Origin of the sequence: Wolbachia endosymbiont (group A) of Sphaerophoria taeniata (genome assembly GCF_947250735.1) — a bacterium.
Lineage (GTDB): Bacteria > Pseudomonadota > Alphaproteobacteria > Rickettsiales > Anaplasmataceae > Wolbachia.
Window position 1 is genome coordinate 229,073 of record NZ_OX366344.1, and the last position, 22,975, is coordinate 252,047.

At 34.3% G+C, this 22,975-nt stretch carries 23 protein-coding genes, 1 tRNA gene and 1 pseudogene; 12 read left to right on the forward strand and 13 right to left on the reverse strand.

The genetic code is table 11. The features are described 5' to 3' along the window. The first annotated feature begins 43 nt into the window (after nt 1–43). The 3 genes from rlmB (at nt 44) to OOK84_RS01090 (ending at nt 2,148) form a co-directional block, all read left to right on the forward strand. Nucleotides 44–808 (forward strand): 23S rRNA (guanosine(2251)-2'-O)-methyltransferase RlmB, encoded by a 765-nt coding sequence (gene rlmB / locus OOK84_RS01080; protein ID WP_264731958.1) that lies wholly within the window; start codon nt 44–46, stop codon nt 806–808. An 80-nt stretch (nt 809–888) separates the two neighbouring features. Then, the gene (locus OOK84_RS01085; protein WP_264731960.1) at nt 889–1,611 is read left to right on the forward strand and encodes a Bax inhibitor-1/YccA family protein; all 723 of its coding nucleotides are present in this window, start codon (nt 889–891) and stop codon (nt 1,609–1,611) included. Continuing rightward, nucleotides 1,612–2,148, forward strand: a complete 537-nt coding sequence (locus tag OOK84_RS01090; RefSeq protein ID WP_253307274.1) for a cytochrome c oxidase assembly protein — start codon at nt 1,612–1,614, stop codon at nt 2,146–2,148. A 269-nt stretch (nt 2,149–2,417) separates the two neighbouring features. On the opposite strand, the gene OOK84_RS01095 is transcribed toward OOK84_RS01090, so the two are convergent. Further along, nucleotides 2,418–3,146, reverse strand: coding sequence for an ankyrin repeat domain-containing protein (locus OOK84_RS01095; protein ID WP_264731963.1), 729 nt, complete (start codon nt 3,144–3,146; stop codon nt 2,418–2,420). A 147-nt stretch (nt 3,147–3,293) separates the two neighbouring features. On the opposite strand from OOK84_RS01095, the gene OOK84_RS01100 reads away from it, so the two are divergent. Further along, complete coding sequence (locus tag OOK84_RS01100) at nt 3,294–4,271, forward strand: quinone oxidoreductase family protein (protein WP_264731965.1); 978 nt, start codon at nt 3,294–3,296, stop codon at nt 4,269–4,271. 367 nt (nt 4,272–4,638) lie between these two features. Then, nucleotides 4,639–4,932 (forward strand): WPE palindromic element domain-containing protein, encoded by a 294-nt coding sequence (locus OOK84_RS01105; RefSeq protein ID WP_264731967.1) that lies wholly within the window; start codon nt 4,639–4,641, stop codon nt 4,930–4,932. A 597-nt stretch (nt 4,933–5,529) separates the two neighbouring features. Here the strand turns inward: OOK84_RS01105 and ispH are convergent. Then, the gene (gene ispH, locus OOK84_RS01110) at nt 5,530–6,459 is read right to left on the reverse strand and encodes a 4-hydroxy-3-methylbut-2-enyl diphosphate reductase (RefSeq protein ID WP_264731969.1); all 930 of its coding nucleotides are present in this window, start codon (nt 6,457–6,459) and stop codon (nt 5,530–5,532) included. 20 nt (nt 6,460–6,479) lie between these two features. Between ispH and OOK84_RS01115 the strand changes: the two genes are divergently transcribed. Then, nucleotides 6,480–8,105 (forward strand): peptidoglycan D,D-transpeptidase FtsI family protein, encoded by a 1,626-nt coding sequence (locus tag OOK84_RS01115; protein ID WP_264731971.1) that lies wholly within the window; start codon nt 6,480–6,482, stop codon nt 8,103–8,105. A 2-nt stretch (nt 8,106–8,107) separates the two neighbouring features. Here the strand turns inward: OOK84_RS01115 and OOK84_RS01120 are convergent, their stop codons facing one another. Beyond that, nucleotides 8,108–8,416 (reverse strand): hypothetical protein, encoded by a 309-nt coding sequence (locus tag OOK84_RS01120; protein WP_264731972.1) that lies wholly within the window; start codon nt 8,414–8,416, stop codon nt 8,108–8,110. Nucleotides 8,417–8,594: 178 nt separating this feature from the next. Continuing rightward, the gene (elbB, locus tag OOK84_RS01125) at nt 8,595–9,302 is read right to left on the reverse strand and encodes an isoprenoid biosynthesis glyoxalase ElbB (RefSeq protein ID WP_264731974.1); all 708 of its coding nucleotides are present in this window, start codon (nt 9,300–9,302) and stop codon (nt 8,595–8,597) included. A 149-nt stretch (nt 9,303–9,451) separates the two neighbouring features. On the opposite strand from elbB, the gene OOK84_RS01130 reads away from it, so the two are divergent. Beyond that, on the forward strand, nt 9,452–10,528 hold the full coding sequence (locus OOK84_RS01130; protein WP_264731975.1) for a hypothetical protein: 1,077 nt from the start codon (nt 9,452–9,454) through the stop codon (nt 10,526–10,528). Between the two features lie 53 nt (nt 10,529–10,581). Here OOK84_RS01130 and OOK84_RS01135 read toward each other — a convergent pair whose 3' ends face one another. From OOK84_RS01135 to OOK84_RS01175, 9 genes are all read right to left on the reverse strand, one after another. After that, entirely contained in the window at nt 10,582–11,133 is a 552-nt protein-coding gene (locus tag OOK84_RS01135; RefSeq protein ID WP_264731977.1) for a 5-formyltetrahydrofolate cyclo-ligase, read from the reverse strand. Beyond that, nucleotides 11,117–11,737 carry a ferredoxin reductase domain-containing protein gene (locus tag OOK84_RS01140; protein WP_264731979.1) on the reverse strand — a complete coding sequence of 207 codons (621 nt, stop codon included), beginning with the start codon at nt 11,735–11,737 and terminating at the stop codon, nt 11,117–11,119. The genes OOK84_RS01135 and OOK84_RS01140 overlap by 17 nt, the downstream gene beginning before the upstream one ends. A gap of 95 nt (nt 11,738–11,832) precedes the next feature. Next, a complete protein-coding gene (locus OOK84_RS01145; RefSeq protein WP_264731980.1) occupies nt 11,833–12,978 on the reverse strand; it encodes a SurA N-terminal domain-containing protein in 1,146 nt (381 codons plus the stop codon). A 167-nt stretch (nt 12,979–13,145) separates the two neighbouring features. After that, nucleotides 13,146–13,236, reverse strand: a tRNA-Ser gene (locus OOK84_RS01150). 133 nt (nt 13,237–13,369) lie between these two features. Next, entirely contained in the window at nt 13,370–13,876 is a 507-nt protein-coding gene (gene ppa / locus OOK84_RS01155; RefSeq protein ID WP_264731982.1) for an inorganic diphosphatase, read from the reverse strand. Nucleotides 13,877–13,945: 69 nt separating this feature from the next. Then, the gene (locus OOK84_RS01160) at nt 13,946–15,172 is read right to left on the reverse strand and encodes a WD1261 family protein (protein ID WP_264731984.1); all 1,227 of its coding nucleotides are present in this window, start codon (nt 15,170–15,172) and stop codon (nt 13,946–13,948) included. Between the two features lie 107 nt (nt 15,173–15,279). Further along, entirely contained in the window at nt 15,280–16,392 is a 1,113-nt protein-coding gene (gene mnmA / locus OOK84_RS01165; RefSeq protein ID WP_264731986.1) for a tRNA 2-thiouridine(34) synthase MnmA, read from the reverse strand. A 317-nt stretch (nt 16,393–16,709) separates the two neighbouring features. After that, a complete protein-coding gene (locus OOK84_RS01170) occupies nt 16,710–17,786 on the reverse strand; it encodes a rod shape-determining protein (protein WP_253309829.1) in 1,077 nt (358 codons plus the stop codon). Nucleotides 17,787–17,806: 20 nt separating this feature from the next. After that, the gene (locus OOK84_RS01175; protein ID WP_264731989.1) at nt 17,807–19,222 is read right to left on the reverse strand and encodes a gluzincin family metallopeptidase; all 1,416 of its coding nucleotides are present in this window, start codon (nt 19,220–19,222) and stop codon (nt 17,807–17,809) included. A 278-nt stretch (nt 19,223–19,500) separates the two neighbouring features. On the opposite strand from OOK84_RS01175, the gene OOK84_RS01180 reads away from it, so the two are divergent. The 5 genes and pseudogenes from OOK84_RS01180 to OOK84_RS01200 form a co-directional block, all read left to right on the forward strand. Next, nucleotides 19,501–19,980, forward strand: coding sequence for an OmpA family protein (locus tag OOK84_RS01180; RefSeq protein ID WP_265016724.1), 480 nt, complete (start codon nt 19,501–19,503; stop codon nt 19,978–19,980). A gap of 142 nt (nt 19,981–20,122) precedes the next feature. Then, nucleotides 20,123–21,424 carry a tRNA lysidine(34) synthetase TilS gene (tilS, locus tag OOK84_RS01185; protein ID WP_264731992.1) on the forward strand — a complete coding sequence of 434 codons (1,302 nt, stop codon included), beginning with the start codon at nt 20,123–20,125 and terminating at the stop codon, nt 21,422–21,424. After that, nucleotides 21,425–21,982: an ATP-dependent metallopeptidase FtsH/Yme1/Tma family protein gene (locus OOK84_RS01190; RefSeq protein WP_264731995.1), complete on the forward strand. Its 558-nt coding sequence runs from the start codon at nt 21,425–21,427 to the stop codon at nt 21,980–21,982. Nucleotides 21,983–22,039: 57 nt separating this feature from the next. Continuing rightward, complete coding sequence (locus tag OOK84_RS01195; protein ID WP_264732628.1) at nt 22,040–22,648, forward strand: AAA family ATPase; 609 nt, start codon at nt 22,040–22,042, stop codon at nt 22,646–22,648. Nucleotides 22,649–22,792: 144 nt separating this feature from the next. Next, nucleotides 22,793–22,963 (forward strand): annotated as a pseudogene (locus OOK84_RS01200) (tRNA lysidine(34) synthetase TilS); the annotation flags it as partial. Nucleotides 22,964–22,975: the final 12 nt, after the last annotated feature.

The following is a 22,975-nucleotide window of genomic DNA, read 5'->3' on the forward strand; positions in this document are numbered from 1 at the left end:
AAAATGTTGCTTATTCTATAAAAACCCGATTTTCGATAATACGATGAAATCGTCAAAAACTAATGAGAATTTTTGGCTGTATGGAAAGCACACCTGCATGTCAGCACTGAAGAATAAAAATAGGCGGTGTATAGAACTGTTAGTAACAGAAAATTTCTATAGAGAACATGAAAAAGAAATTAGGCAATGTGTAAATAGTAAGGGCATTAAAGTTCGATTAGTAGAAAACAAAATACTTAATGACGTTTTATCTAAAGGTGCTAACCATCAAGGAATTGCTTTAAATGTTGCCCCTATTCTTTGTAACTTAAGCATCGAAGAAGTAGCTGAAAGCTCAAACGACAGCTCTACTATAGTCATTTTAGATCAAGTCACTGACACGCACAATATTGGATCAATTTTAAGAACTTCAGCTTGTTTTAATGTCAACGCATTGGTTTTACCACATAATCATTCACCTGGCGAAAATGCATCTATTGCAAAAGCAGCAAGTGGAGCATTGGATATTGTTCCGCTAATATACGTTACAAATATAGTAAAAACTATGCAGTATTTAAAAAAGGTCGGCTACTGGTGTTACGGGTTTGATTGCAATGCTAAAGAAAATATAGATGAAATAAAGAGCTTTGAGAAAAAAAGAGTAATTATTTTTGGTTCTGAAGAGAAAGGAATGCGGAGGTTAGTTAAAGAAAATTGTGATTATCTTTTAAAAATACCAATGTCAAATGCAATTAACAGTTTAAATGTTTCAAATGCAGCAGCAATAGGCCTATATTCTATTTATATTAAAACAAATGCCAGCGCATAACTGTTTATAATAAAAATACTTGATAAAAATGTGGTTTTATATTATAATGTGTTAAATAATGGACAAAAGGAGTTACATTTATGTCTTACATGAGAAATGAACAGGATATCCGCTCTCAGGGCGTTTATTATAGCGCTGGGCTCAGAAGTTACCTAACTAAAGTATATAATTACATGGCTTTAGCTTTAGGCGTTACAGGGCTTGTTGCGTTTCTAACGGTATTTTCTGGTCTTTTTCAGGTAATTCATTCTAATCCTGTTCTGTCGCTTGTGATAATATTCTCTCCAGCTGCATTGGTGATCTATATGCGGTATAGAATTCAACACCTAAGTGCTCAGTCTGCCGTTACTATATTTTTCTCGTTCTCAGTGTTAATGGGGCTTTCCTTATCTTATATTTTTATAGTTTATACTGCAGAAAATATAGCAAGAGCGTTTTTCATTACATCAATTATGTTTGGCTCTATGGCTTTATATGGTAATACCACAAAAAGAGATCTTACAAGTATGGGCTCTTTCTTGATTATGGGAGTCTTGGGGATAATTATAGCATCCATAGTAAATTTATTCCTTGGAAGTAGTCCTCTCTACTTTGCAATATCGTTCATATCAGTAATAGTCTTTACCTTAATGACTGCGTATGATGCTCAAAGAATCAAGGACGTTTATTATAAATATAACGACGGATCAGAAGTCGCTACTACTAAATTGGCAACACTGGGTGCAACTGATCTTTATTTTAACTTTATTAACATATTTCTCAATCTACTCAGGTTACTTAACTTGTTCAATAATAGGGACTAGATGTTTTCCTTTTTAAGGAAAGGTAGTAAGAATTCTATAGTTTTCTTTTTAATATCTTTAGTCGTGTTGATGCTATGTCTTGCATATGCATCGGTGCCACTATATAGCATTTTCTGTAAAGCTACTGGGTATGGTGGCACAACAAGAAAAGTAACTAATGCAACAATAAGTGCAACTGACCAAAAAATCAGGGTCCACTTCAATGCTGATATAATGTCCGATCTACCTTGGGAATTTAAATCAGAAACTAACTACGTTGACGTAAACATAGGAGAACAAAGTTTAGCGTTTTATTACGCAAAAAATCTATCTGATCATCTTTCATTTGGTATGGCAGTATATAACGTTACGCCTTTCAAAGCAGGTAAGTATTTTAATAAAGTTGCATGCTTTTGTTTTGAAGAACAAATGTTGCTACCAAAACAAAAAGCAGCTATGCCCGTATCTTTCTATATAGATCCTGAGATAATGCTTGATAGTAATACAAAAGATTTAAGTGAAATAACGCTATCATACACGTTTTTTAAGCTTAAGTAACAAACTTTTTCTATTGTCCACCCAAGCAGCGTGAGCTATAGCTAAACTGACTTAGATTTACCGACAATTTGAAAAACTGTCATTCCGCTACCCGTTAGCGGGATCTATACTTTGAGATACCGCGGCGGTATGACGTGTTGAAACAATCCGATAAGGTAAACCTCGTCATCCCGCTACTTGTTAGCGGGATCTATGGGATACCGCGGCGGTATGACGTGTTAGCTATAGAAGGAGTGCGTTGTTATTCAAATAATAGTTATGCAACAGATCTATTGAATTGAGCAGGAGCTCTTGTTTTCTTTTTGCACACTGACTACTTGTGTTTCAGTGCTTGGTGTTGCTGAATCAACCAATACCCATCTTTTATTATTTGCTTCACAAGCATTCCAATACTTAGCCAACTCCTTATTATTTTTTACAGAATCTGACATTTCTATGTTGGGATTTTTTTCTAATATGTAATCAATTAGCATCTTGACACATTTTATCTGACTTTCAGCTCTTTCAGCATTCTCTTTATTTGGTGAAAATTGGTCGAGGGAAAAGTTAGTAAAACCTTCTAAAATGGTACATGCTTGCTCATTAGAGGTAATGATTATTTTTCTCTCCATGAGAGTCTTAAAAAGGTTTGGAGATGGTATAAAAAAAGCTGTATGTAGATAGGTAAATCCATTTTTTTTTGGCTTAATGTCCGCTCCAGCTCTTACTAAAGCTTCTGCCACGTTAAGGTATTTAGAGTTGATAGCTATATCTAAGAGTTTTCTGGCATCTGGATCTTTGCCATCATTTTGCACACGAAATTCATGGTCAATTGCAAAATTTCCAGCTTTCCATAACTCAAATAAATCACTGCAGCTTTGACTATACTCTTTGCCTTCTTCTAACTTGCTTTTTATTAACTCTATTACATTATATGTTTTTATATTATTGCTTATTCTCTTAAATATCTCACAAAGAGCAATATACCTATTAATATATCTATCTCTTCTACCTAACATAATTTATACTCTCTAATTGCTTAAATAGCTTATTTAAAATATAGAGATATTTGATAAAAAAGTCAAGCTTGTTAATTGTGGAAACAATGACTTTGCAAAATATTAATTATTAGATAACATAATCAAAGTTTTTATCTTACATTCATCATGGTTAGGGCTATACAAATTAAAAAAACTGGGGGACCAGAAGTATTAGAATTTGTAGATAAGAATATAGGTGAGCCAAAAGGCGAGGAAGTTTTAGTACGTCATACAACTATCGGCTTAAATCGTTATGATTTAGAGCACAGAAAAGGTACACGCAAAATTAAAAATTTACCATCAGTGCTTGGAGTGGAAGCAGTTGGGGTTATTGAAAAACTTGGTAAAAAAATCAGTGATGGATTCAAAGTTGGAGACAGAGTTGGATATTGCACAGCTCCTCCAGGGGCATATTGTGAAAAGCGCATTATACACCAGAAATATCTGATAAAAATTCCAGATGACATATCTGATGAAGTTGCTGCTGCAGTGCTGTTTAAAGGTATGACAGCTCACTATTTAGTTAATCAATCTTATAAAGTTAGGCCTGGTGCTTTCGTGCTAGTTCATGGGGCTAATGGTGGCTTAGGACAAATAATATGCCAATGGGCAAAGGATAAAAAAGGTGTAGTGATAGGTTCTGTAAGCTCTGATGAAAAAATGAAGATAGCTTTACAAAGTGGCTGCACATACGCAATAAACTACAATGATAAAGACTTCGTTTCTAAAGTTATGGAAATTACGCAAAACAGAGGAGTAGGTGCAGTGTATGACCCTATAGGTTACGCTACAAGCAAGCTTTCTTTTGAATCTTTAGGCAGGTTCGGCATATACGTTTCCTATGGGCAGATATCAGGTAACGCTCCTATTAGTTTTTCTTTACTTAGTTCACGTTCGTTATTTGCAACTGGAACCTCAATATACCATTATAAGCATGATAGATTCACATTAGTGCTTACCACAATGGAAATCTTCGAGATAATAAGAAAAAAACTTTTAACTGTACGGATCAATAAAAAATATAAATTTGGTGAAATAATTCAAGCTCATCGCGATATGGAAAATAGAAAAGCGAGTGGGTTAAATATTATCAAAATCTCTTAAATAAATTAGTAATTTAAACTAACCATTCATTAAATCATATCAACTAGAACTTCACATATTTAATTCTCCTTTTGGGGGAATTAAAAGCATATAGCTAAACTGACTTAGGCTTACCGACGATTTGAAAAACCATCATTCCGCTACTCGTTAGCGGGATCCAGGATTTTGATTGGGTTATAAAAGTATAGCTTAGGTTTTCCTACGTCATACCACTGCGGTATCTCCAGATCCCGCTAACAAGTAGCGGGATGACGAGCTTATCGTCATGCCACCGCGAACCGTCATGCCGCCGCGAACCGTCATACTACCACGAACCGTCATACCGCCGCGGTATCTCTTAGCATAGATCCCGCTAACAAGTAGCGGAATGACGGTTGTCAGGCTAGTACCTTCTCCTGTCATCCCAGTGCCCAGATACTGGGATCCAGTTTCACCTTATGATGGTGTCATGAAAGTAGCTGACACTGGTTTCCATCCAAGACGGTGTCATTCCAGTCTGGAATCCAGAAAAAAGAATGGTGTCATCCCAGTGCCCAGACACTGGGATCCAGAAAACTTAATTTTAACCAAGTGGCTGCATAATAAAGACTGGATCCCAGACTGGAATGACACCCTACTTAACCGTCATACCGCGATTCATTCGCGGTATCTCAGCCGCTAACACGTAGCGGGATGACGGTTGTCGTTTAGCCATAAATATTTAAGAAATTTACCAAACGGAAAAAAAGGCAAAAGAAGCCCCGGTTAATATCTATTTTCAGTATTGGCGTTTTTTAAGCCTTAAACACTGCAATTTAGCTGCTTTTAAATGCAACTCACCTTATCTCAAATGTTTAAGAAATTTACTAAACAGAAAAAAAGGCAAAAGAAACCCCGTGTTAGCTAGTTGTCACTCTCTAATCCTGCAAATTGGCGTACTATACTGTCTTAAACGACTTATAAGCGCGTTTCAGCTTATATAGGTAAAAACCTAGAAATATTGTGAAGACATGAGGTGCACATAGTGCAAAAAATTAAAAATAAGACGCCAACTACGTTGTTTTCTTGCTGTTTAATCTGCACAGATGAAGATAACTGAATACCTTCAGTTTCATGATAAGGGGGCTGGCGGAGTTTGTCAAGTAAGTTTTTTGTTTCTATTCCCAATAAAAGTTCGTTATATGGTTATGCAAGAAGTCTAATGAATCGCGGTATGACGTCTTAGCTATAGATGCTGATTTGTGTGATTTCAAGAGAAGCTTAGTAGATAAGTTGTGTTTTAAACCAGATTCGGTATTTTAAACTGAACATTTTCAATAATACCACCTGGCATAACTGAAATTTTTACACTCAGGTTTACTTTTAGGTAGTCCATTAATTCATCAACCAATATGTCAGGAGCAGAAGCACCTGCAGTGATTCCTATCTTTTCTACGCCATGAAACCAGCTTTTATTCACACAGCTGTAATTATCAATTAAGTAGGCTCTTTTTCCTCTGGCAGTGCACAGATCTAATAAGCGGTTTGAATTTGAGCTATTTTTACTTCCTACAACTAACACCATGTCTACAATTTCAGCTAGCTTTTTAACAGCATTTTGTCTGTTTTGCGTTGCATAGCATATGTCCTTTAAATCTGGACCTGTTATGCTTGGAAACCTGAGCTTCAGGGCAACAATAATTTCACGGGTATCGTCGATGCTTAACGTGGTTTGTGTAACATAAGATAAATTATCTGGATCTTTAACTTTTAAATTGCGTACGTCCTGCACAGTTTGCACTAAAATGATAGGATTATTTACTCTTCCTCTAATTCCCTTAACTTCTGGATGGTTTTCATGCCCAATGAGAATTAATTCTTTAACACTGTTTTCATACCTTTTTGCCTCTTTATGCACTTTGCTGACTAAAGGACATGTTGCATCAATCACTTGAATACCCTTTCTTTTTGCCTTATCTTCTATATTTCTTGATACTCCGTGCGCGCTGAAGATCAGTATTCCTCCATTATCTTCAATTTCCTCGATACTGTTCACAAAAACCACTCCTTGTCTCTTAAAGTCCTCTACTATATATTTATTGTGAACAATTTCGTGTAGCACATAAACTTGGCACTTGTTTTTGTATTTTTCTAAAGTAATAGCTAATATGTCCACAGCTCTTTTTACCCCGGCACAAAAACCTCGCGGCTCAGCTAAGATGATTTCCATTTTTGTCAAATCAAGTAAATATGCAAGCATTACTTAAAAATAAACTCCGCTCACTGTGTTTTATAGTACCATTATTTATATTTTATATAATAATTATTTTTCGCATATTCTCTTTAACATTTGATCAACCTACTACTTCAGAAAATTTTAGAAAAGATAATACAGTATATAAACAACCTGATATTTTAGATAGAAATGGAGTGGTAATAGCAACAAATGTGCCCACAACATCACTATATAAAGATGCAACCAAAGTAAAGAATCCGGAAAGTATAGCAGCACAACTGTGTTCTATTTTGAATGATCTTGAATACGAGAATTCATATAGAGTACTTACTTCAAAAAAGAAATTTGCTTGGGTAAAGCGGCACTTGACTCCAAAAGAACTGTTAGCAATAAAAAATGCCGGCGTGCCAGGAATAAACTTCTATAACGATGTAAAACGTATATATCCTCACAGTAATTTATTTTCACACGTGCTTGGTTACACTGACGTAGATGGCAACGGTATTGCAGGAGTTGAGGCATATATAAGTAAAAACAAACAACATTCTGTTATCCAAGTAGCTGACACTGGGGTCCAGAAAAAAAATACGTGGATTCCAGCATTACGCGCTGGAATAACACCTTACCAGGGTATTCAACTATCCTTAGATACACGAGTGCAAAGCATAGTGCATGAAGAGCTAACTAAAGCTGTAAGCAGATATCAGGCACTCGGCGGAGTAGGAATTGTTTTAAATGTGAAAAATAGTGAAGTCATCTCAATGGTCAGTCTGCCTGATTTTAACCCCAACCTACAGAATAAGGCAGAAGACGTACAAAAGTTTAATCGCGCCAGTCTTGGGGTGTATGAGATGGGGTCGGTATTAAAATTCTTTACAATAGCCGCAGCTCTTGATGCAAACGTTGTAAAAATTGATGATTTATATGACGTGTCAAAGCCAATCACTATTGGGAAATATAAAATTTATGATCTTCATGAATTTAAGATTCCGGAAATCACTGTGCGAGATATATTTGTGAAATCATCCAACATTGGTGCAGCAAAAATTGCAGTTAAATTAGGTATTGAAAAACAAGTAGAATACTTTAAAGCTATGAAGCTATTTTCTCCTTTGAAAATAGAAATACCAGAAAAATCTACACCGATAATCCCGGATAAATGGAGTGAAAACACTTTAATAACAGCATCTTATGGTTATGGCATAGCTGTAACTCCTATACATCTTGCACAAACTGCAGCAGCATTAATCAACAATGGGGTATTTCATAACGCAACCTTGATGTTGAATAAAAGAAGTATAGGAGAGCAAATTATCTCAAGAAGAACTTCCAGGAAAATGAGAAAATTATTACGCGCAGCAGTAACAGATGGCACTGGCAGAAAAGCAAAAATAAAGGCATATTCAATAGGGGGAAAGACTGGATCGGCGGAAAAAGTTGTAGATGGTAAATATAGCAAAGATGCAAACATAGCGTCATTTATAGGAGTGCTAACCATGCTTGACCCAAGGTATATAGTGCTAATTGCTATTGATGAACCTCAAGGGATACACCATACCGGGGGAATAATTGCTGCGCCTATAGTAAAGAACATTATAAATAGAATAGCACCTATACTAAATGTTACACCTGAGATGTAAAATTATGATTGCTTTACTATAACTTCAAATCTATCATTACCAAAATTCTTATTAATATACCAAGAACCATCATCTTTAGTTACAAATTCAAGACCTTTAAGGTCTCTTTCTATTGTCTTTCCATTTTGACCATCAATAGCGATATTAATATCGAATGTAATAACGTCTAGATTTATCATAGCTTCTTTCCCGCTGCACGAATTTAGACTGAACTTGCCTAACATGACATCATTAAAACTCACTTCCCCTGTATAGACATCACACTGACCGTCCAGACAACACGTAGTTTCAATATAGAAAAGGTCTGACATATAAAACACCTTGCGTTTATAAAAAAAGAGCTAAATATATATAGCTAGTGCAGCCCTACGCCACGCCGCTAACAAGTAATAGTCGTAAACCTAGAGCACTTTAGCTATATAACCATAATACAGCTAGGAATGTAAAATTCAACAGTTAATTGTGTAAGGAAGTCTAAATTACTACATCTTAGAGGAATGGCTGTTTAGTTTTTTTGTTAATCTTTTTTACCATGCTGTCAATCATATGCTTTATCCCTTGATATACAGAGTATATACTTTTGTCGCTACGCATATAAGCAGAACAGGAAAATACATTATGTTCTTCGTCTTCTATTGATAACCCTGTATCACACTTTATGTGTTCACCACCAAGCTTCTCTATCAACTGTTCTCTGTCATCTCCTATAGTTACCTTAACCTTACTTTCTTCTTTACCTATCTTGCTACTTAAAATTGAAACAATGATGGCTGGAGATATGCATATCGCTCCTATCGGCTTTTTTGTAACAAAAAATTCTGAAACTAATCTTTCAAATTCAGGCATTACTGTCACCATGTCTTTATTCTCAGCTAAATCAGATAAATTTTTTGCAACCCCGTATCCACCAGGTACAACTAGCATGTCAAAATTTTCAGCTTTGGCTTCTTTTAAGTCATATATTTCACCTCTTGCGATTCTTGCAGCTTCTGCAAGTACATTCCTTTTTTCTTTTGTTGCCTCTTTTGTTTTATGATTCATAACTTGTGTGATATTGATATCAGGTGCAAAGCATTTAACATTCACTTCCTGCTGATCAAGCACAAGCAAACTTAAAACCGCTTCTCTTACCTCTGCACCGTCAAGGTGACCACACCCTGATAAAACCACAGCAGCTTTTAATTTTTTTCCGCCCATAAAGTACCTTAATTTCATGTAATCTAGATATTTTAATACAAATTCTATATTTGGAAAGAGGTTATTATATTAATTATCTCATATTTATTATAATATAATTAATAATTAGTATGTATAATTAGGCATATTTATAGTTGATGAAGTTGAATATGGCACCTACAAACAGTACGTTTTTTGACACTGACTATTCAGAACTAAGAAAAGCTATTTCAGATATAATAGAAAGCATTGCACAATCTCCATCAGAGGGAAAAGAGGAGTTACTTAAAGCCCTATCAGAACAAGTTAGAGGGATGAATCTCGAAGGTTTAAGTTTAGCAATTAATGACCAAGGCTTGCAAAAGGAGGTAAATAAAGAATTATTTATAAAACTCATTGAAGAAGCACTTAAAGGGTTAACTTCTGAAAACGTTGACTCAAAAATAATAGAAGAGGCGTTAAAATCTGTTAATCAGCAAGCAATAAGTAATGTTATAAATAATAATAAAGGTCCGCTGGACAATCTAGTCAATTATTTTAAATCAGCATCTGCAAATAAAAAAATTGGAATAGCTTCTACAGGAATAGTATTGGGAGTAGCATTTTCTCCGCTTATTGTGCTTGCTACATTAATAGCGCTTGTGGCTATTGGAGCACGTTATGTAGGAATAGGTATAGGAAAGGCAGGGGAAAAAATAAAAGAAGGTGCGATTGAAGCAGGGAAAGCAGTAAAAAGTTCATATAAGGATTTAATAGATAAATTACCTAAAGTTCAAGCAAGAGAGAATAACTTTAGTAGATTAAGAACAAACATCCTTGAAACTATTGCAAACATTAGTCTTAAAGATAACGAAGGCGTTGACGCTAAAAAAGGTCTTGATGATGGGAAAAAAATATTAGAAATGCTTCAAAATGAAGGGCAGCGATCTGCTATACAAGAGTTAGTAAAGAATGGAACCATTGAAAATTTTTCAGAAGATGACATGAGCAGACTTATGAACAAAGGTCTTAGTACTCATCTAGCAGATATGGAAAGATCTAAAGACACGGAAGAATCTAAAAAGAAAGGATTTCACATTCTTATGGGTGAATTTCAATCTGCAATTATGGCCATTGGTGACGGTAAAATAGAAGATGTAGAACAAAAGATTAATGATAAAGTTAATCAAATGAAGCCAGATTCTCACTTAGGTATTTCAAGTGCTGCACGAGTGAGTGAAGGAGGAATTACAGGACCAAATATTTGATGTATTTGAGGAGCGTTTTGACGCAAAAATTACTATCAGAAAGTGGGGTTACGCTACTCCTTTCTATCCACTTTTTTGAGCAATTCACCTCCACATCTAACACACATCTCAGTGATTATAATATCCAATTTTTGATCATGTTTTTCTACAGGTAAATCTTTACAATATTGTTTCTCATAGGCTACACCTATAAATATTTTTCCAAGCGGCCGTAATTTTTTTATCATTGTATCATACCAACCACCGCCAAAACCTAATCTATTAAAATGATCATCAAAAGCAACAACAGGAGTAATGATTGTGTCGGGAATTACATCTTCATTTGTTTCGTTCCATCCCTCAAATCTTAGCAACTGATTTTTATCAGGAATTGCTACTTTATAACCTAAATAGAGCAAACAACACATCAAAGGGACAACATTTATTTCCCCATCCATTGGAATGTAAGCCGCAATTGTTTTGCCTTTAACGTAACTTAAGTTCTGATTAAAGAGATTAATAAGGGAACTTGCCGCATAACTGGAATAACTTTCATCAATATCTTTTCTTATAGCTCTATATTGCTCTCTTATTTCCTTTTTGTGCTGTTTAATATCTTTGAACATGATCTATCCATTTCGCAGTGAGTTTTTCTTGTAAACTATTTTGCTTTAAGCGCTCACTTAAAAAATCAAAGTCAATAAATTCCATATCCTGGTCTTGATTACTGCAACTATAGACAAAACTCCTTTCTCCTGTTTCCGTATTTATATGTTGCTGAACACACTGAGCGCAGATTTCTTTCATCATACACTGCATAGGAGAATTAACTGACGATATTGCTATGTGACTTGACTTCAGATATGGCTTTAAAATTGTTTTTCTAGCTTCATTCATAGCTTTCATCATTTTATCAGAACCAATAGTGATAATTTTATCTATAGTGTTTAAATTAATACCTAATCTTCCTTGTTGATAAGAGACTATTGCATCAACTATATTACCATGAAAGGATTTATCTTGATCTCTGCTTGTTTCTATCAATCCTTCTTCACATGCCCAAACTACTGCATTTGATGCACGCTCTATCAGTGCTCGTTTAAATACATCACTTAATTTCTTATAGCCAGCAAAGTACAAAACCTTATTATTATTTTCAAGACACGCCTTCCCTATCGAAAATAATACTGCATTTCCAACTCCACCACCAATTAGCATTATATTCTTCATGTGCTATTTTAACTATATTTGTTCAAATTTTTTGAAATTTTATAGAACAAAGTAATTTTCGTACACAAAGACAGAGACAAGGACACTCTCTGACTTCAACTATACCGATAACTGACAGCTGAATTTTTACGCATATTATCTAATAACAAGTTGCTTTGTATCATAATCTTTTGTTGGTACATCTGCTGTTTAATTGCTTCTATATCCGCTGCATTACTCTTGATATCACACAACATCATTAACTTTGCAGTGCCATTTTCTCTTAATTCTACTATTTCATTCACACTTGTTTTACTAAATAAAATCTGTAAATCAGGATTTAAATCTCGCATTTTTATTTCAAACTCTTTTGCGTTTGGCAACTTAAAATCATCTGCTAATTTGTCAAAATTTAAACAATTGACCTTTTGCTCTTTAAAATTATCCAATAAACTTTCTGAACCCTCAGCCACAATCTGTTTTAATTTTAAAGTGCTTTCCAGCAGTGCATAATTAAGTTGTACCTTGTCTATGACTTTTATAATAGAGTAACCTTCACTGAAACTGAATGGACCTTCTATATCGCCGGTTTCTAGTCTTTCTAAAACGCTCTTAAGTTTATCTTTGAGCTGACTTAAATTAACTGTTGCTTTACGCATCTTTATTGGAGATTCCGGGTTATTACTATTACGTAATTTTTTTACTAAATCTTCAGCTATGCCATAAACATCCTTGTCTTTTTGATCAGGAATTATAAACTCTTGGAACGTGATAAGATAATCCGGCTTTTCTGTTTGCCTTTTTACATCATCTACTTCTTTATCGCTTATATTAATAAATGGCACAATTCTTACTTCAATAATTTTGCTCCATAGTAACTGACATTTTATTTGTTTTCTTAAAATACTAAGATCTATATTATGCTTTTTTATGTATTGATCAACTTCATTAGCCTTAAGTTTAAAACTTTGGGTTAAAAATAATATGATAGCATTATCTAACTCCTCATTGCTCAATTTTATATTCAGCCTCTGCGCTTCATTGATAATGATAATTTCGTCTATTAGCTCCCTAAGAATTTGAGGTTTTGCTTCTTTTTGATTAACACTTTGGGTGCCAAACAATGAATTTATAAAGTTGATGCGTTTTTCGATATCTAAATTTGAAATTGGCTCACCATTTACATCTGCAACAATTTCAATCTCGGTTGCAAGCAACCTAAGTGGCAACACTATCAACAGTAAAATTAGTATTTTATGCATATAAGTAAGGTTAACAACCAATTCTATAATAAATACTGAGTCAACGCTAGCCAACTTTTTAATAGCTATCTAAGCAAAGACGGAAATAAAAACCATTGCAACAAGATCAGGTAAACAGGCTAAAAATATGCTAATATAGCGAATTCAGACCGTGCTAAAACAGTATACGGAAGGAGAGGGATTCGAACCCTCGATACGACTTTTCAATCGTATAGCGGTTTAGCAAACCGCCGCCTTCAGCCGCTCGGCCACCCTTCCAAATTTAGAACCTAAAGATTATATAATACCAAGACCTCTACCGCCTGTCTAATGCTTTTAATTGCAATATTTACCCATTAAAAACAACAACATTTTTCCGAATAACTGTAATTCCAGGCTAAATCAACGTAAACTAATTTCTGCTTTTTTCAATGATTTTCTTTGCTTCTTCTACACCAACCCATTCTCCAACTGCTACCGTTTTTCCCTTTTCTAGATCTTTATAATGAGAAAAGAAATGAGCAATTTTATCTAATAGGTTTTTAGATAAGTCAGAATAGTCCTTTATATTGTCATAATAGCTATCAACACTGGAAACAGGCACAGCTAATATCTTTTCATCTTCTCCTTTTTCATCTTTAGTGAGTAATGCGCCTATTGGACGCACCGATATTAAAACACTAGATGCTAAGGGAAATTGAGTTAGCACCAAAACATCCACAGGATCACCATCACCTGCGCAGGTATTTGGTATAAACCCATAATTGCAAGGATAAGTCATTGAGGTAGACAAAAATCTGTCAACTTGTAACAATCCAAGCTCTTTATTAAACTCATACTTTACAGGCTCAGCATTTGCACTTATTTCAATTACCACATTCACCGCATTTGGTCCCGCTGTTATTTTACTTAAATCCATAAATCACCTCTTAACTTAAGAATAAGCATTATACAATATGTGCTTTTAAGTTGCTACATTTATGTAGTTCTAAGCTTGTTTTGCATGGGGCTGTTCTAAATTTTCATTCGTCATTCCATTGACTGTTGAAAGTGGTGGTTTCTGTGATAATTGAAATAAAGCATATACTATTACAATAGTAAGCACCGCACCAACTATCAAGTTAGTAAGGTTGTCTTGTGGCAAAACATTTTTTATTGAGTTGAACAATTTTTGCTCCATAAGGAAATAATCAGCAACATATAACCCAACAGATAATACAAACATACCCAAAATAAGTTTACAGACTGTGTTTTTATGGTCTTTTTCTTTTTTCTTGCTGACAATGAAATTTGGCCTACATTTATTCTCTTCTTGTGGCACTGAGTAGTATATATTTTTAGGGCTCGTTACTAATTGTTCAAATTCATCACTATTTTGGTTTTTTAACAGTTGCTCTAGGGTGTTTTTTGTATTTATACGATATAATTCGAATTTACAATGCTCTTTCAAGCCTTCCTCTTGCCGATCCACATGCTCATGGTCGATTGTATATTTATCTCTACTTGATAATCCGATCATGTGTAGTTTGCCAGCTAAGAACATTATATAGCTCTCTATTAACTGATTCTCACATATCTCTAATACTTCTCTTTTTACTATTTTGTCAGGTGACAAAGGTTCTTTATAACTACCGCTCAAAGAATATAATAGAGAAAACAATAAAGCCACATCTTTATCTACCTTTATATCTTGATGAATAGAATAGTAACAGTCGATAACAAATTTATTAAAAAAAAATTTTTTATCAGATTTTTCATTTAATAATTTTTTAACGTCAGTAAGCACTTTATTTTCAAAATCTTCTTCTGTTTTAAATATTGGTTTTCTCTTTGGACTTGCTAAGATGTTAAGTAAATCTAATTTACTTCCATCTACTTCTACTACTTCATTTATATCTCTATTTAACTCAAACCCTTTAATAACTTCATATATTTTATCTATGACATCTTTAGTATTCAGGTTATTGTTTTCACTAAGTATCTTATAAGCTTGAGCATAAATTAAAAACAGCCCTTGTAGACTAAACTTTAAGTTAAAATATTCATCTAATGGCTCCCCCTCTTTTTTAATGAATGCAGACAAGCCAAAATGATTTCTGCGGTCCATACTACGATCTAAGTCAGCATGTTGAAAGCCACCTAAAAAAATAAACAAAGTCTCTAATAAATTACCCTTACCAACAATTTTTATTATTTCTTCAACTTCCTTAACCATTGCTAAAACCTATAATGTTCTACTTTATAGTATAAGCGATATAGGGTAAAATAGCAATAAATGTTATTGTACGTTTACATTCTGCATAAAAAAATTAAGCCACCCAGTTAAGAGCATATCCATCCTCCACCGATAACTTGTTCACCTTTATATGCCACACAGGCTTGACCTGGACTGATGCCAAAGTAATCGTCGTTTAAAATGACACAGGCTTTATTTTTTTCGTCAGTTGAATGTATTGTTGCTAAACTTCCCGCATGTGATGATCTCAGCTTCACAGTTACTTCCATACCTTCCTTTGGTTGTTCTAACCAATTTAACTCCTTGATCAATATTTTTTTTTGCATTAATGCGTTGATCGGACCTACTATAACCTCATTATTTTCTGTATTAATTTTTATCACATAAAGAGGTTCATTGTGTGCGATACCCAAGCCCTTTCTTTGCCCCACTGTAAAATTTACTATGCCACTGTGCTCGCCTAGCACTTTTCCATTAACATCCACTATTTTACCTTTCTGTACAGATTGTGGAACTAATTTAGCTATTGTTTTACTATAGCTTTCGGAAACAAAGCATATATCTTGACTGTCCGGCTTTTCAGAAATTTGTAAGCTGAAATACTTTGCTAATTTTCTTATATCACTTTTATAGAACCCACCTAGTGGAAATCGCAAAAGCTTCAACTGCTCCTTTGTTGTAGCAAATAGAAAATAGCTTTGATCTTTACTTTTATCAATGCTTCTGCACAACTTTACCTCACCATTTTTTTCTAATCTTCTCACGTAATGTCCTGTTACAAGCACATCCGCACCAAGATTTTTTGTAACTTGCAATAGATCACGAAATTTTACCGTTTGGTTACATCTTACGCATGGTATGGGAGTTTCCCCACGCATATAGGTACTTGCAAAATCCTCTATTACTTCCTTTTTGAATATTTCCTCGTAGTTTAAAATATAGTGAGGAAAGCCAACACTTTCAGCCACGCGCTTAGCGTCGTAAATATCCTGTCCAGCACAACATGCACCTTTTCTTGCGTTAGCATTACCGTCGGTGCCATAGAGTTGAAGAGTCACACCTATCACCTGGTACCCAAAGTTATATAGCAGTGCTGCAGCAACGGAGCTATCAACTCCCCCGGACATTGCAACAATAGCCTTGGTCTGGTGCGGAGCTCTATCTTTTAGCAGAGGTTCAATTTTAAATTCTTTTAGCATAATCGCCTTAATTTATAAACGCAAATCTTGTGTCATTCCAACATACAACTGTGCAAACGTTTTGATTTGGGGGCAATTTACATAGTAGATGATGTCATGAAAGTAGCTGACACTGGAATCTAGTGTCTATTTATGCAAATTCATTAAAACAGCATATTTATTTGTAATCAAGTTTCCTGGATCCCAGTGTCAGCTACTCGGATGACACCCTTTCCTGCTGGAAGTTGCCTTCAAATTACTTGGTGCGTGACACTGGGATCTCATTTATATTACATAATTCCATCAAAACAATTCGATAAACTACCTTCAAAAACAATTTAATCTTGCTTGAATAAAACATGGCCAAAATAATCCATGTTTTCAAGCACTTTTCCACTACCCAAGGCAACACAACAAAGTGGGTCATCTGCAACACGAACTGGTAATTTTGTTGTTTCACTGATAACTTTGCCCAAGTTACGCAATAATCCACCACCACCAGATAAAATTATTCCTCTATCGACTATATCAGAAGAAAGTTCAGGTGGAGTGCTCTCCAGTGCAGTCCTAATAGCAGAAATTATCTGATGTACAGGCTCTATTAAACTTTCTGCAACTTGATATTCTGATAAAAGCATTTCTTTTGGCATGCCACTCACTAAATCCCTGCCTTTAATTATCATTCCCTCTTTGTTATTTTCACCTGGCAGACTGGCTGAACCTACGTTTTTCTTAATTTTTTCAGCAGTTGTTTCACCGATTAATAACTTATGATTTTCACGAATATACGATTTTATTGCTTCATCCATAATATCGCCACCTACTCTGGCAGAACGTGAATAAACAATTCCGCCTAAAGAAATAATTGCAACTTCAGTTGTACCGCCTCCTATATCAACGATCATAGAACCCTCAGGTTCAGTAACTGGGAGCCCAGCTCCGATTGCTGCAGCCATTGGTTCTTCAATCAAAAATACTTCATTTGCACCAGCACTTTCTGCTGCATCTTGTATAGCACGCCTTTCAACTGGCGTGGATCCAGATGGAACGCATATGATAATATTAGGTTTATTAACAGTGAATTTTGTGTTTGCACTGCGTATGAAATATTTTAGCATTTCTTCCGCACTTTTAAAATCAGCAATAACTCCATCCTTTAAGGGCCTTATCGCCTCTATTTCTCCAGGCGTTTTTCCAAGCATCATTTTAGCTTTTTTACCAAAAGCATAAGGAACGTAGCTTCCTTTTTCTTTTACTCTTGCTACAACTGAAGGCTCATCAAGCACTATTCCCTGATTTTTCTGATAAACTAAAGTGTTTGCAGTACCAAGGTCTATGGCAATATCGCTAGCAAACAAACCTTTGAAAGTAAAAAGGCTATAAAACTTTCCGGTCAATTTTCGAACAAAATTCATACATAACTCAAGAAAACCATTTATTGAGACAAATTATACTTTTCAGATAGGTAGTAAGTAACACACTCAACGTCTAAACCCTTGCCTGTTAATTTTTTTAGCAGTTCCAGGCCACACTTTGCACTGTATATATTTTGAGATAACCAACTGATAAGTAAACTAAAATCTCCTTTTATTATAGCACTTAATGATTCGTAATGATTCTTTTTAACGAAAGAGAAAATCTGCACAGCAGCAATTAAAGCAATAATTTTTATAGGAAAGTAGCCCATAACACCGCTTGCCCAATATTCATCTTGAAAATAAGTGTCCAGCTCATTTTTAGCTTTTACTGGAATTTTATAGTGCTTCATACCTTCCAGCCACGCATCGTGCAGATCCTTAACTTCCAGTGTACCATTTATTATATCCTGTTCTAACCTAGTTCTCAACATAATATGAGCTAAAAGACTAAATTCATCTGCGTTCTTTAAAGAAGAGGAAAGGTTTATTTCATTGAAAACCAAGTGCAAATTTTCAACACTGCTATTAGTTTTGCCTTTTATAGCAAATTTCTCTTTTATGTGTGGTTGAATGAACTCAATAAATTCTCTGGATGTTCCAATCATCCTTTCCATGAATAACCCTTGAGTTTCATACATAACATGTCTCGTAATTGGGCTACTTATAGAATTTTGCGCTAAACATTTTTGATAAATCGCATAACCACTATGCCGTAAAAGTGAAAATAAACCATAACAAAAATCAGATTCATCATAATCTATAGGGTAGTAATAAGAAGTACGAATCTCATTTAGTGCAATACCCATTTGCTGTAAACATAACGAGCCAAGTTCAATCTGCTTCTGAGTAGCAACTCTTTGTATATTAGTAACCTTATCCTTTTTCTGCTTTTCAATTATTTCATCCACATTTTCGCTAAAAAATTTGCCTACCTTGGGGAATACTTCCCTTATATTCTTTTCTGTGATATCAGAGTCATAGTCAGCAAGCAGTAAGTCGTATTTTGAGCATTTTAATTGCTGCGATTTTATAGAAGCTACTTCGCGAATGAGTGTGATTAAATCAGTAAAACGTTCTTTTAGTTTTTCTAAGTTACTGGTTTCAGAATGAGATAGTTTCCATAAATTTTGGCATTCAACCTTAGCTTTGGATAAAGACTTTACTAAATCAATAGGAACAGCACTGTTGCTTTTATTTATTCTCTCTATTAACTTTAGCTGCTGAGTATTTGCACTTTTTTTGTTACCAAGAGCATCTGCTAATGATTCCTCTATTGCATCATGAGAGATAATTTCATGTCTGATTTCTTCTAGAAGACTCATTTGTTCAACTTTGTCCTCTATATTCAATTGGCTTTGGTTTAGTACTTTTAGCGTATTTTCGATATTCTTTACCCTATATAATACTTCCTCTAAAAACTTATAAGATTTCATAATTTGTTCATTGTTTTAGAAAACATCTCTTTAATATCGTAATAGATTAATAATAAAGTTAAAAGTATATTTGCTTAAAGTACAATAAAAAATTGTACTTTTTATTCCTTTATTGGATTTTTCTACTCAGAGTCCAGCATATTATAAGAAAATTAATTGTAAGGGTGTAGAAAAAGTATTTAGTATTTTATTTCTCTTGACTATATTACAATATGGAGAGATTATTAGCTACTGAAATTAAAGTTACGCACTATTTTAAAATTTATGGAGGTTTAGTAATGTGGAGTAGACTGGTTATAATGTGCTGTTTTTGTTTGCTACTTACTGGTGTAAGTTCTTGCCCAAAAAAAGGAGCAAATACAACAAATAAAATGAATTCTGTTGTTAAGCAGATAGGTGATAAAAGAGTTTTCTTTGGTTATGATGAATCTAGTATTACTGAAGTAAGCGCAGATGCATTACTTAACGTAATGGAGGTGTTACAAGATAACCCTGACGCGAAGGTTACTTTAACTGGTCATACTGACAACCGTGGTTCTCATGAATATAATCTTGCGCTAGGCGCTAGAAGGGCAGATGCAGCTAAAAAATTTATGGTTAGTTGTGCACCCTACATAGAAAACAGAATAAAAACTGCTTCTAAGGGTGAAACTGAGCCTTTGGTTAATGTAAAAGATGATTCTAGAAATTCTAAATATGAAAAAGAGCATGCTAAAAATCGTAGAGTGGAATTTTCATTTTCTGGAATAAAGAAATAGTTTCTTGCATTAAAACCTGGATCCCAGTGTCAAGCACTGGGATGACAAAAGAGAGCAATTCCGCTGCTTGTTAGTGGGATCTATATATACCACAAATAAGTCGCTGTATGACGTAGAGACTATCTTGCCATCAAGAAACATAATGAAATTAGAGTTATTATTTCAAAATATAGCTAATAGCTTTGCTTTCTATAACCAAATCGCAGTTGCAGTATCAGGTGGTGTAGATAGTATAGTCTTACTGCACTTAATGACTAACTGGGCAAAAAAAAACAAGCTTTCACTTCCTATAGCATTAACAGTAAATCATGGGTTACGTTCAGAGTCTCAAAAAGAAGCTGATTTTGTTACAAGTTATGCAAAAGAACTTGGAGCAAAGGAATCGTTCATATTAAATTGGGAGAAGCAAAATATTAAAGGTAATATTCAATTACAGGCACGAAAAGCACGATATAAGTTACTAGCAGAGTGTTGTAAAAACAATAATGTTAAATGTTTGCTCGTTGCTCATCACAAAGATGATCAAGCAGAAACGTTCTTATTAAGATTGGAGCGAGGTAGTGGCGTAGATGGATTATCATCAATGGATTACAAATCTTTCTTAAATGGTATTTATATATTTAGGCCATTGTTAAATTTTAGTCGTAGTGAAATAGAAAAGTACGCTAAGCTTCACCGGTTAAAATGGATCGAAGATAGAAGCAACTATAACTTAAAATACAGGCGAACTTTATACCGTAGCTTACTTAAAGCAAGTGACAATCAAGAGATTTTAACAGAGCGAATATGCCTCACAGCCCTTCATATGAAAAGAGCTGCAAAAGCGTTGATGCACTACACACGCCTTGCATTTAATGACTGTGTTAATGTTCATGATCTTGGTTATATTGAAATTAAACTAAGTGAATTTTATCAATTGCCAGAGGAAATAGCCTTGAGGCTTCTTCTTTACTCTATAATGGCAATTGCCAGTAAACATTATAAACCAAGGTACAATAGCCTTATTGCGATATTTAATAAAATATTGCAAAAGGATAGTAATGTTAACTGTACACTTTCTGGGTGCAAAATAAGAAAATATGGAGAAAATATCTTAATAATTAGAGAATCGTCAAAGATACAAGAAATTACCGTAAACCTACCTTTAAATGAACCTACTCAATGGGATAACAGATTTAGCTGCACAATACTCGGAAATCAAGAGTGTTCAGTTATCATCGCTCCATTAAAAAAAACACAAAAAGTTCCTGAATTTCTGAAGGATTACAACTGCTGCCCTGAAGTTTTCTATTCTTTGCCTACAGTACAAAAAGATGGAAAGGTGCTTGCTTATCCTAGTACATGTCAAAGTAATCAGAAAATCGATAATAATGGAGTTAAGTGTATTATTACTAACATATTGTACGAAAATCTGATAAGCTCAATTCTTTCAGGTGAAAATTAAATGACTCGGTGGAAATTCCTTAAAATTGCTCTCTTATGTCTGGCAATTGCTGCTACCATTTTTGCAATTTATATGCTGTTTTTTCAAGGTGAAGGTCTAACTACTATATCTTTTTCAGAATTTTCAGACAGATTAGAAAGTAACGATATAAAAAGTGTTGTTATAGATATAAATGAAAATAGTATTGTAGGTAAGCTTAAGGATGGATCAAGTTTTAAGTTAGTCAGTATTATATCTAATGATCTCATAAAAATTTTACGCGACAAAAGGGTTCACATCCTCTTTTCAACAGAAGCCATAAATGAAGATGTCATTTTAGGTAGCATTTCCATTATAATATTTCTAGGTGTGCTAGTATTTGGCTGGGTGATATACAAAAAAAATTTTAGCATTAGCTTAGACGATAAATTAATTACAGAAGAAGAGAAATTAAAATTTAGTGATGTTGCAATCTCCGATGAGGTGAAGAAATCATTAGAAATGATTTGCAATTTCATAAAAAATAGAAAAATTTTTGAACAATTCAATTGTGATATACCAACAGGCTACATTTTATAAGGTCCCCCCGGAAATGGTAAAACCCTCCTTGTTCGTGCAATTGCAGGCGAAGTTAATATTCCGTGTTATAGTGTTTTAGCGTCTGAGTTTTCTAAATCATTAATGGGTGCTGGTCCAGCTTACATTCGTGATCTTTTCGAAAAATTAAGAAAAAATTCTCCTTGCATACTCTTTATAGATGAAATAGATGCCGTTAGTAGACGAAATAATTCAGAAACTTCTGCTAGTAATAATGAAGAGAGGCGGATGATCACTCAGTTATTGAGTGAACTGGATGGGATAAAATCTAGAAAAGATGTAATAGTAATTGTTGCAACAAATCATTTGCCTCATATAGATGAAGCACTCTTGAGACCTGGGCGCCTAGGTGAGCGCATTTATATTCCTCTACCTGAAGAAAAGGAGCGTGAGAAAATATTGAATATCAACTTAAAGAATATACAAATAGCACCAGACGTAAATCTGGAAAAAATTGCAAGCCGCACTTCTGATTATTCAGGAGCTTATTTATCTAATTTGGCAAAAAAAGTAAAATATAATGCTATAAACAGAAGCCATGAAGGCACTACTCCTACTATTACTATGGATGATTTTGATCATGAATTGAAAAAAATAAGTAGTGCAAGAGTAAAACATGTAGCTCGCCAGTGTAGTATAGAAGTGTAATATAGAATAGTGTGCGGTAATGTACATAAAGTCATCTTATTAACAAATTACTTTGTCCCACAAGGTTTTCCTACATATTAGACCTTGCAACTATTTTCCCATAAAAGAAAGCACATGGAGCAGTAGCTACCCACTTTTCAAGTTTACAACTGCTGCCCTGAAGTCTTTTATTCTTTGCCTACAGTACAAAAAGATGGAAAGGTGCTTGCTTATCCTGATGTAAATTATAACGAAAAAAATACCAATGACGATAAGGTTCAATGCATTATTAATAGCACGATAAAACAAAATTTGGTAAGCTTGATTAGTACTTAGTTAGAAATAGAA

Bases quoted from the DNA above. Each gene is read 5' to 3' on its own strand.
- rlmB (WP_264731958.1), top strand. From the start codon at position 44: ATGAAATCGTCAAAAACTAATGAGAATTTTTGGCTGTATGGAAAGCAC.
- OOK84_RS01085 (WP_264731960.1), top strand. From the start codon at position 889: ATGTCTTACATGAGAAATGAACAGGATATCCGCTCTCAGGGCGTTTAT.
- OOK84_RS01090 (WP_253307274.1), top strand. From the start codon at position 1,612: ATGTTTTCCTTTTTAAGGAAAGGTAGTAAGAATTCTATAGTTTTCTTT.
- OOK84_RS01095 (WP_264731963.1), bottom strand. From the start codon at position 3,146: ATGTTAGGTAGAAGAGATAGATATATTAATAGGTATATTGCTCTTTGT.
- OOK84_RS01100 (WP_264731965.1), top strand. From the start codon at position 3,294: ATGGTTAGGGCTATACAAATTAAAAAAACTGGGGGACCAGAAGTATTA.
- OOK84_RS01105 (WP_264731967.1), top strand. From the start codon at position 4,639: ATGACGGTTGTCAGGCTAGTACCTTCTCCTGTCATCCCAGTGCCCAGA.
- ispH (WP_264731969.1), bottom strand. From the start codon at position 6,459: ATGGAAATCATCTTAGCTGAGCCGCGAGGTTTTTGTGCCGGGGTAAAA.
- OOK84_RS01115 (WP_264731971.1), top strand. From the start codon at position 6,480: ATGCAAGCATTACTTAAAAATAAACTCCGCTCACTGTGTTTTATAGTA.
- OOK84_RS01120 (WP_264731972.1), bottom strand. From the start codon at position 8,416: ATGTCAGACCTTTTCTATATTGAAACTACGTGTTGTCTGGACGGTCAG.
- elbB (WP_264731974.1), bottom strand. From the start codon at position 9,302: ATGGGCGGAAAAAAATTAAAAGCTGCTGTGGTTTTATCAGGGTGTGGT.
- OOK84_RS01130 (WP_264731975.1), top strand. From the start codon at position 9,452: ATGGCACCTACAAACAGTACGTTTTTTGACACTGACTATTCAGAACTA.
- OOK84_RS01135 (WP_264731977.1), bottom strand. From the start codon at position 11,133: ATGTTCAAAGATATTAAACAGCACAAAAAGGAAATAAGAGAGCAATAT.
- OOK84_RS01140 (WP_264731979.1), bottom strand. From the start codon at position 11,737: ATGAAGAATATAATGCTAATTGGTGGTGGAGTTGGAAATGCAGTATTA.
- OOK84_RS01145 (WP_264731980.1), bottom strand. From the start codon at position 12,978: ATGCATAAAATACTAATTTTACTGTTGATAGTGTTGCCACTTAGGTTG.
- ppa (WP_264731982.1), bottom strand. From the start codon at position 13,876: ATGGATTTAAGTAAAATAACAGCGGGACCAAATGCGGTGAATGTGGTA.
- OOK84_RS01160 (WP_264731984.1), bottom strand. From the start codon at position 15,172: ATGGTTAAGGAAGTTGAAGAAATAATAAAAATTGTTGGTAAGGGTAAT.
- mnmA (WP_264731986.1), bottom strand. From the start codon at position 16,392: ATGCTAAAAGAATTTAAAATTGAACCTCTGCTAAAAGATAGAGCTCCG.
- OOK84_RS01170 (WP_253309829.1), bottom strand. From the start codon at position 17,786: ATGAATTTTGTTCGAAAATTGACCGGAAAGTTTTATAGCCTTTTTACT.
- OOK84_RS01175 (WP_264731989.1), bottom strand. From the start codon at position 19,222: ATGAAATCTTATAAGTTTTTAGAGGAAGTATTATATAGGGTAAAGAAT.
- OOK84_RS01180 (WP_265016724.1), top strand. From the start codon at position 19,501: ATGTGGAGTAGACTGGTTATAATGTGCTGTTTTTGTTTGCTACTTACT.
- tilS (WP_264731992.1), top strand. From the start codon at position 20,123: ATGAAATTAGAGTTATTATTTCAAAATATAGCTAATAGCTTTGCTTTC.
- OOK84_RS01190 (WP_264731995.1), top strand. From the start codon at position 21,425: ATGACTCGGTGGAAATTCCTTAAAATTGCTCTCTTATGTCTGGCAATT.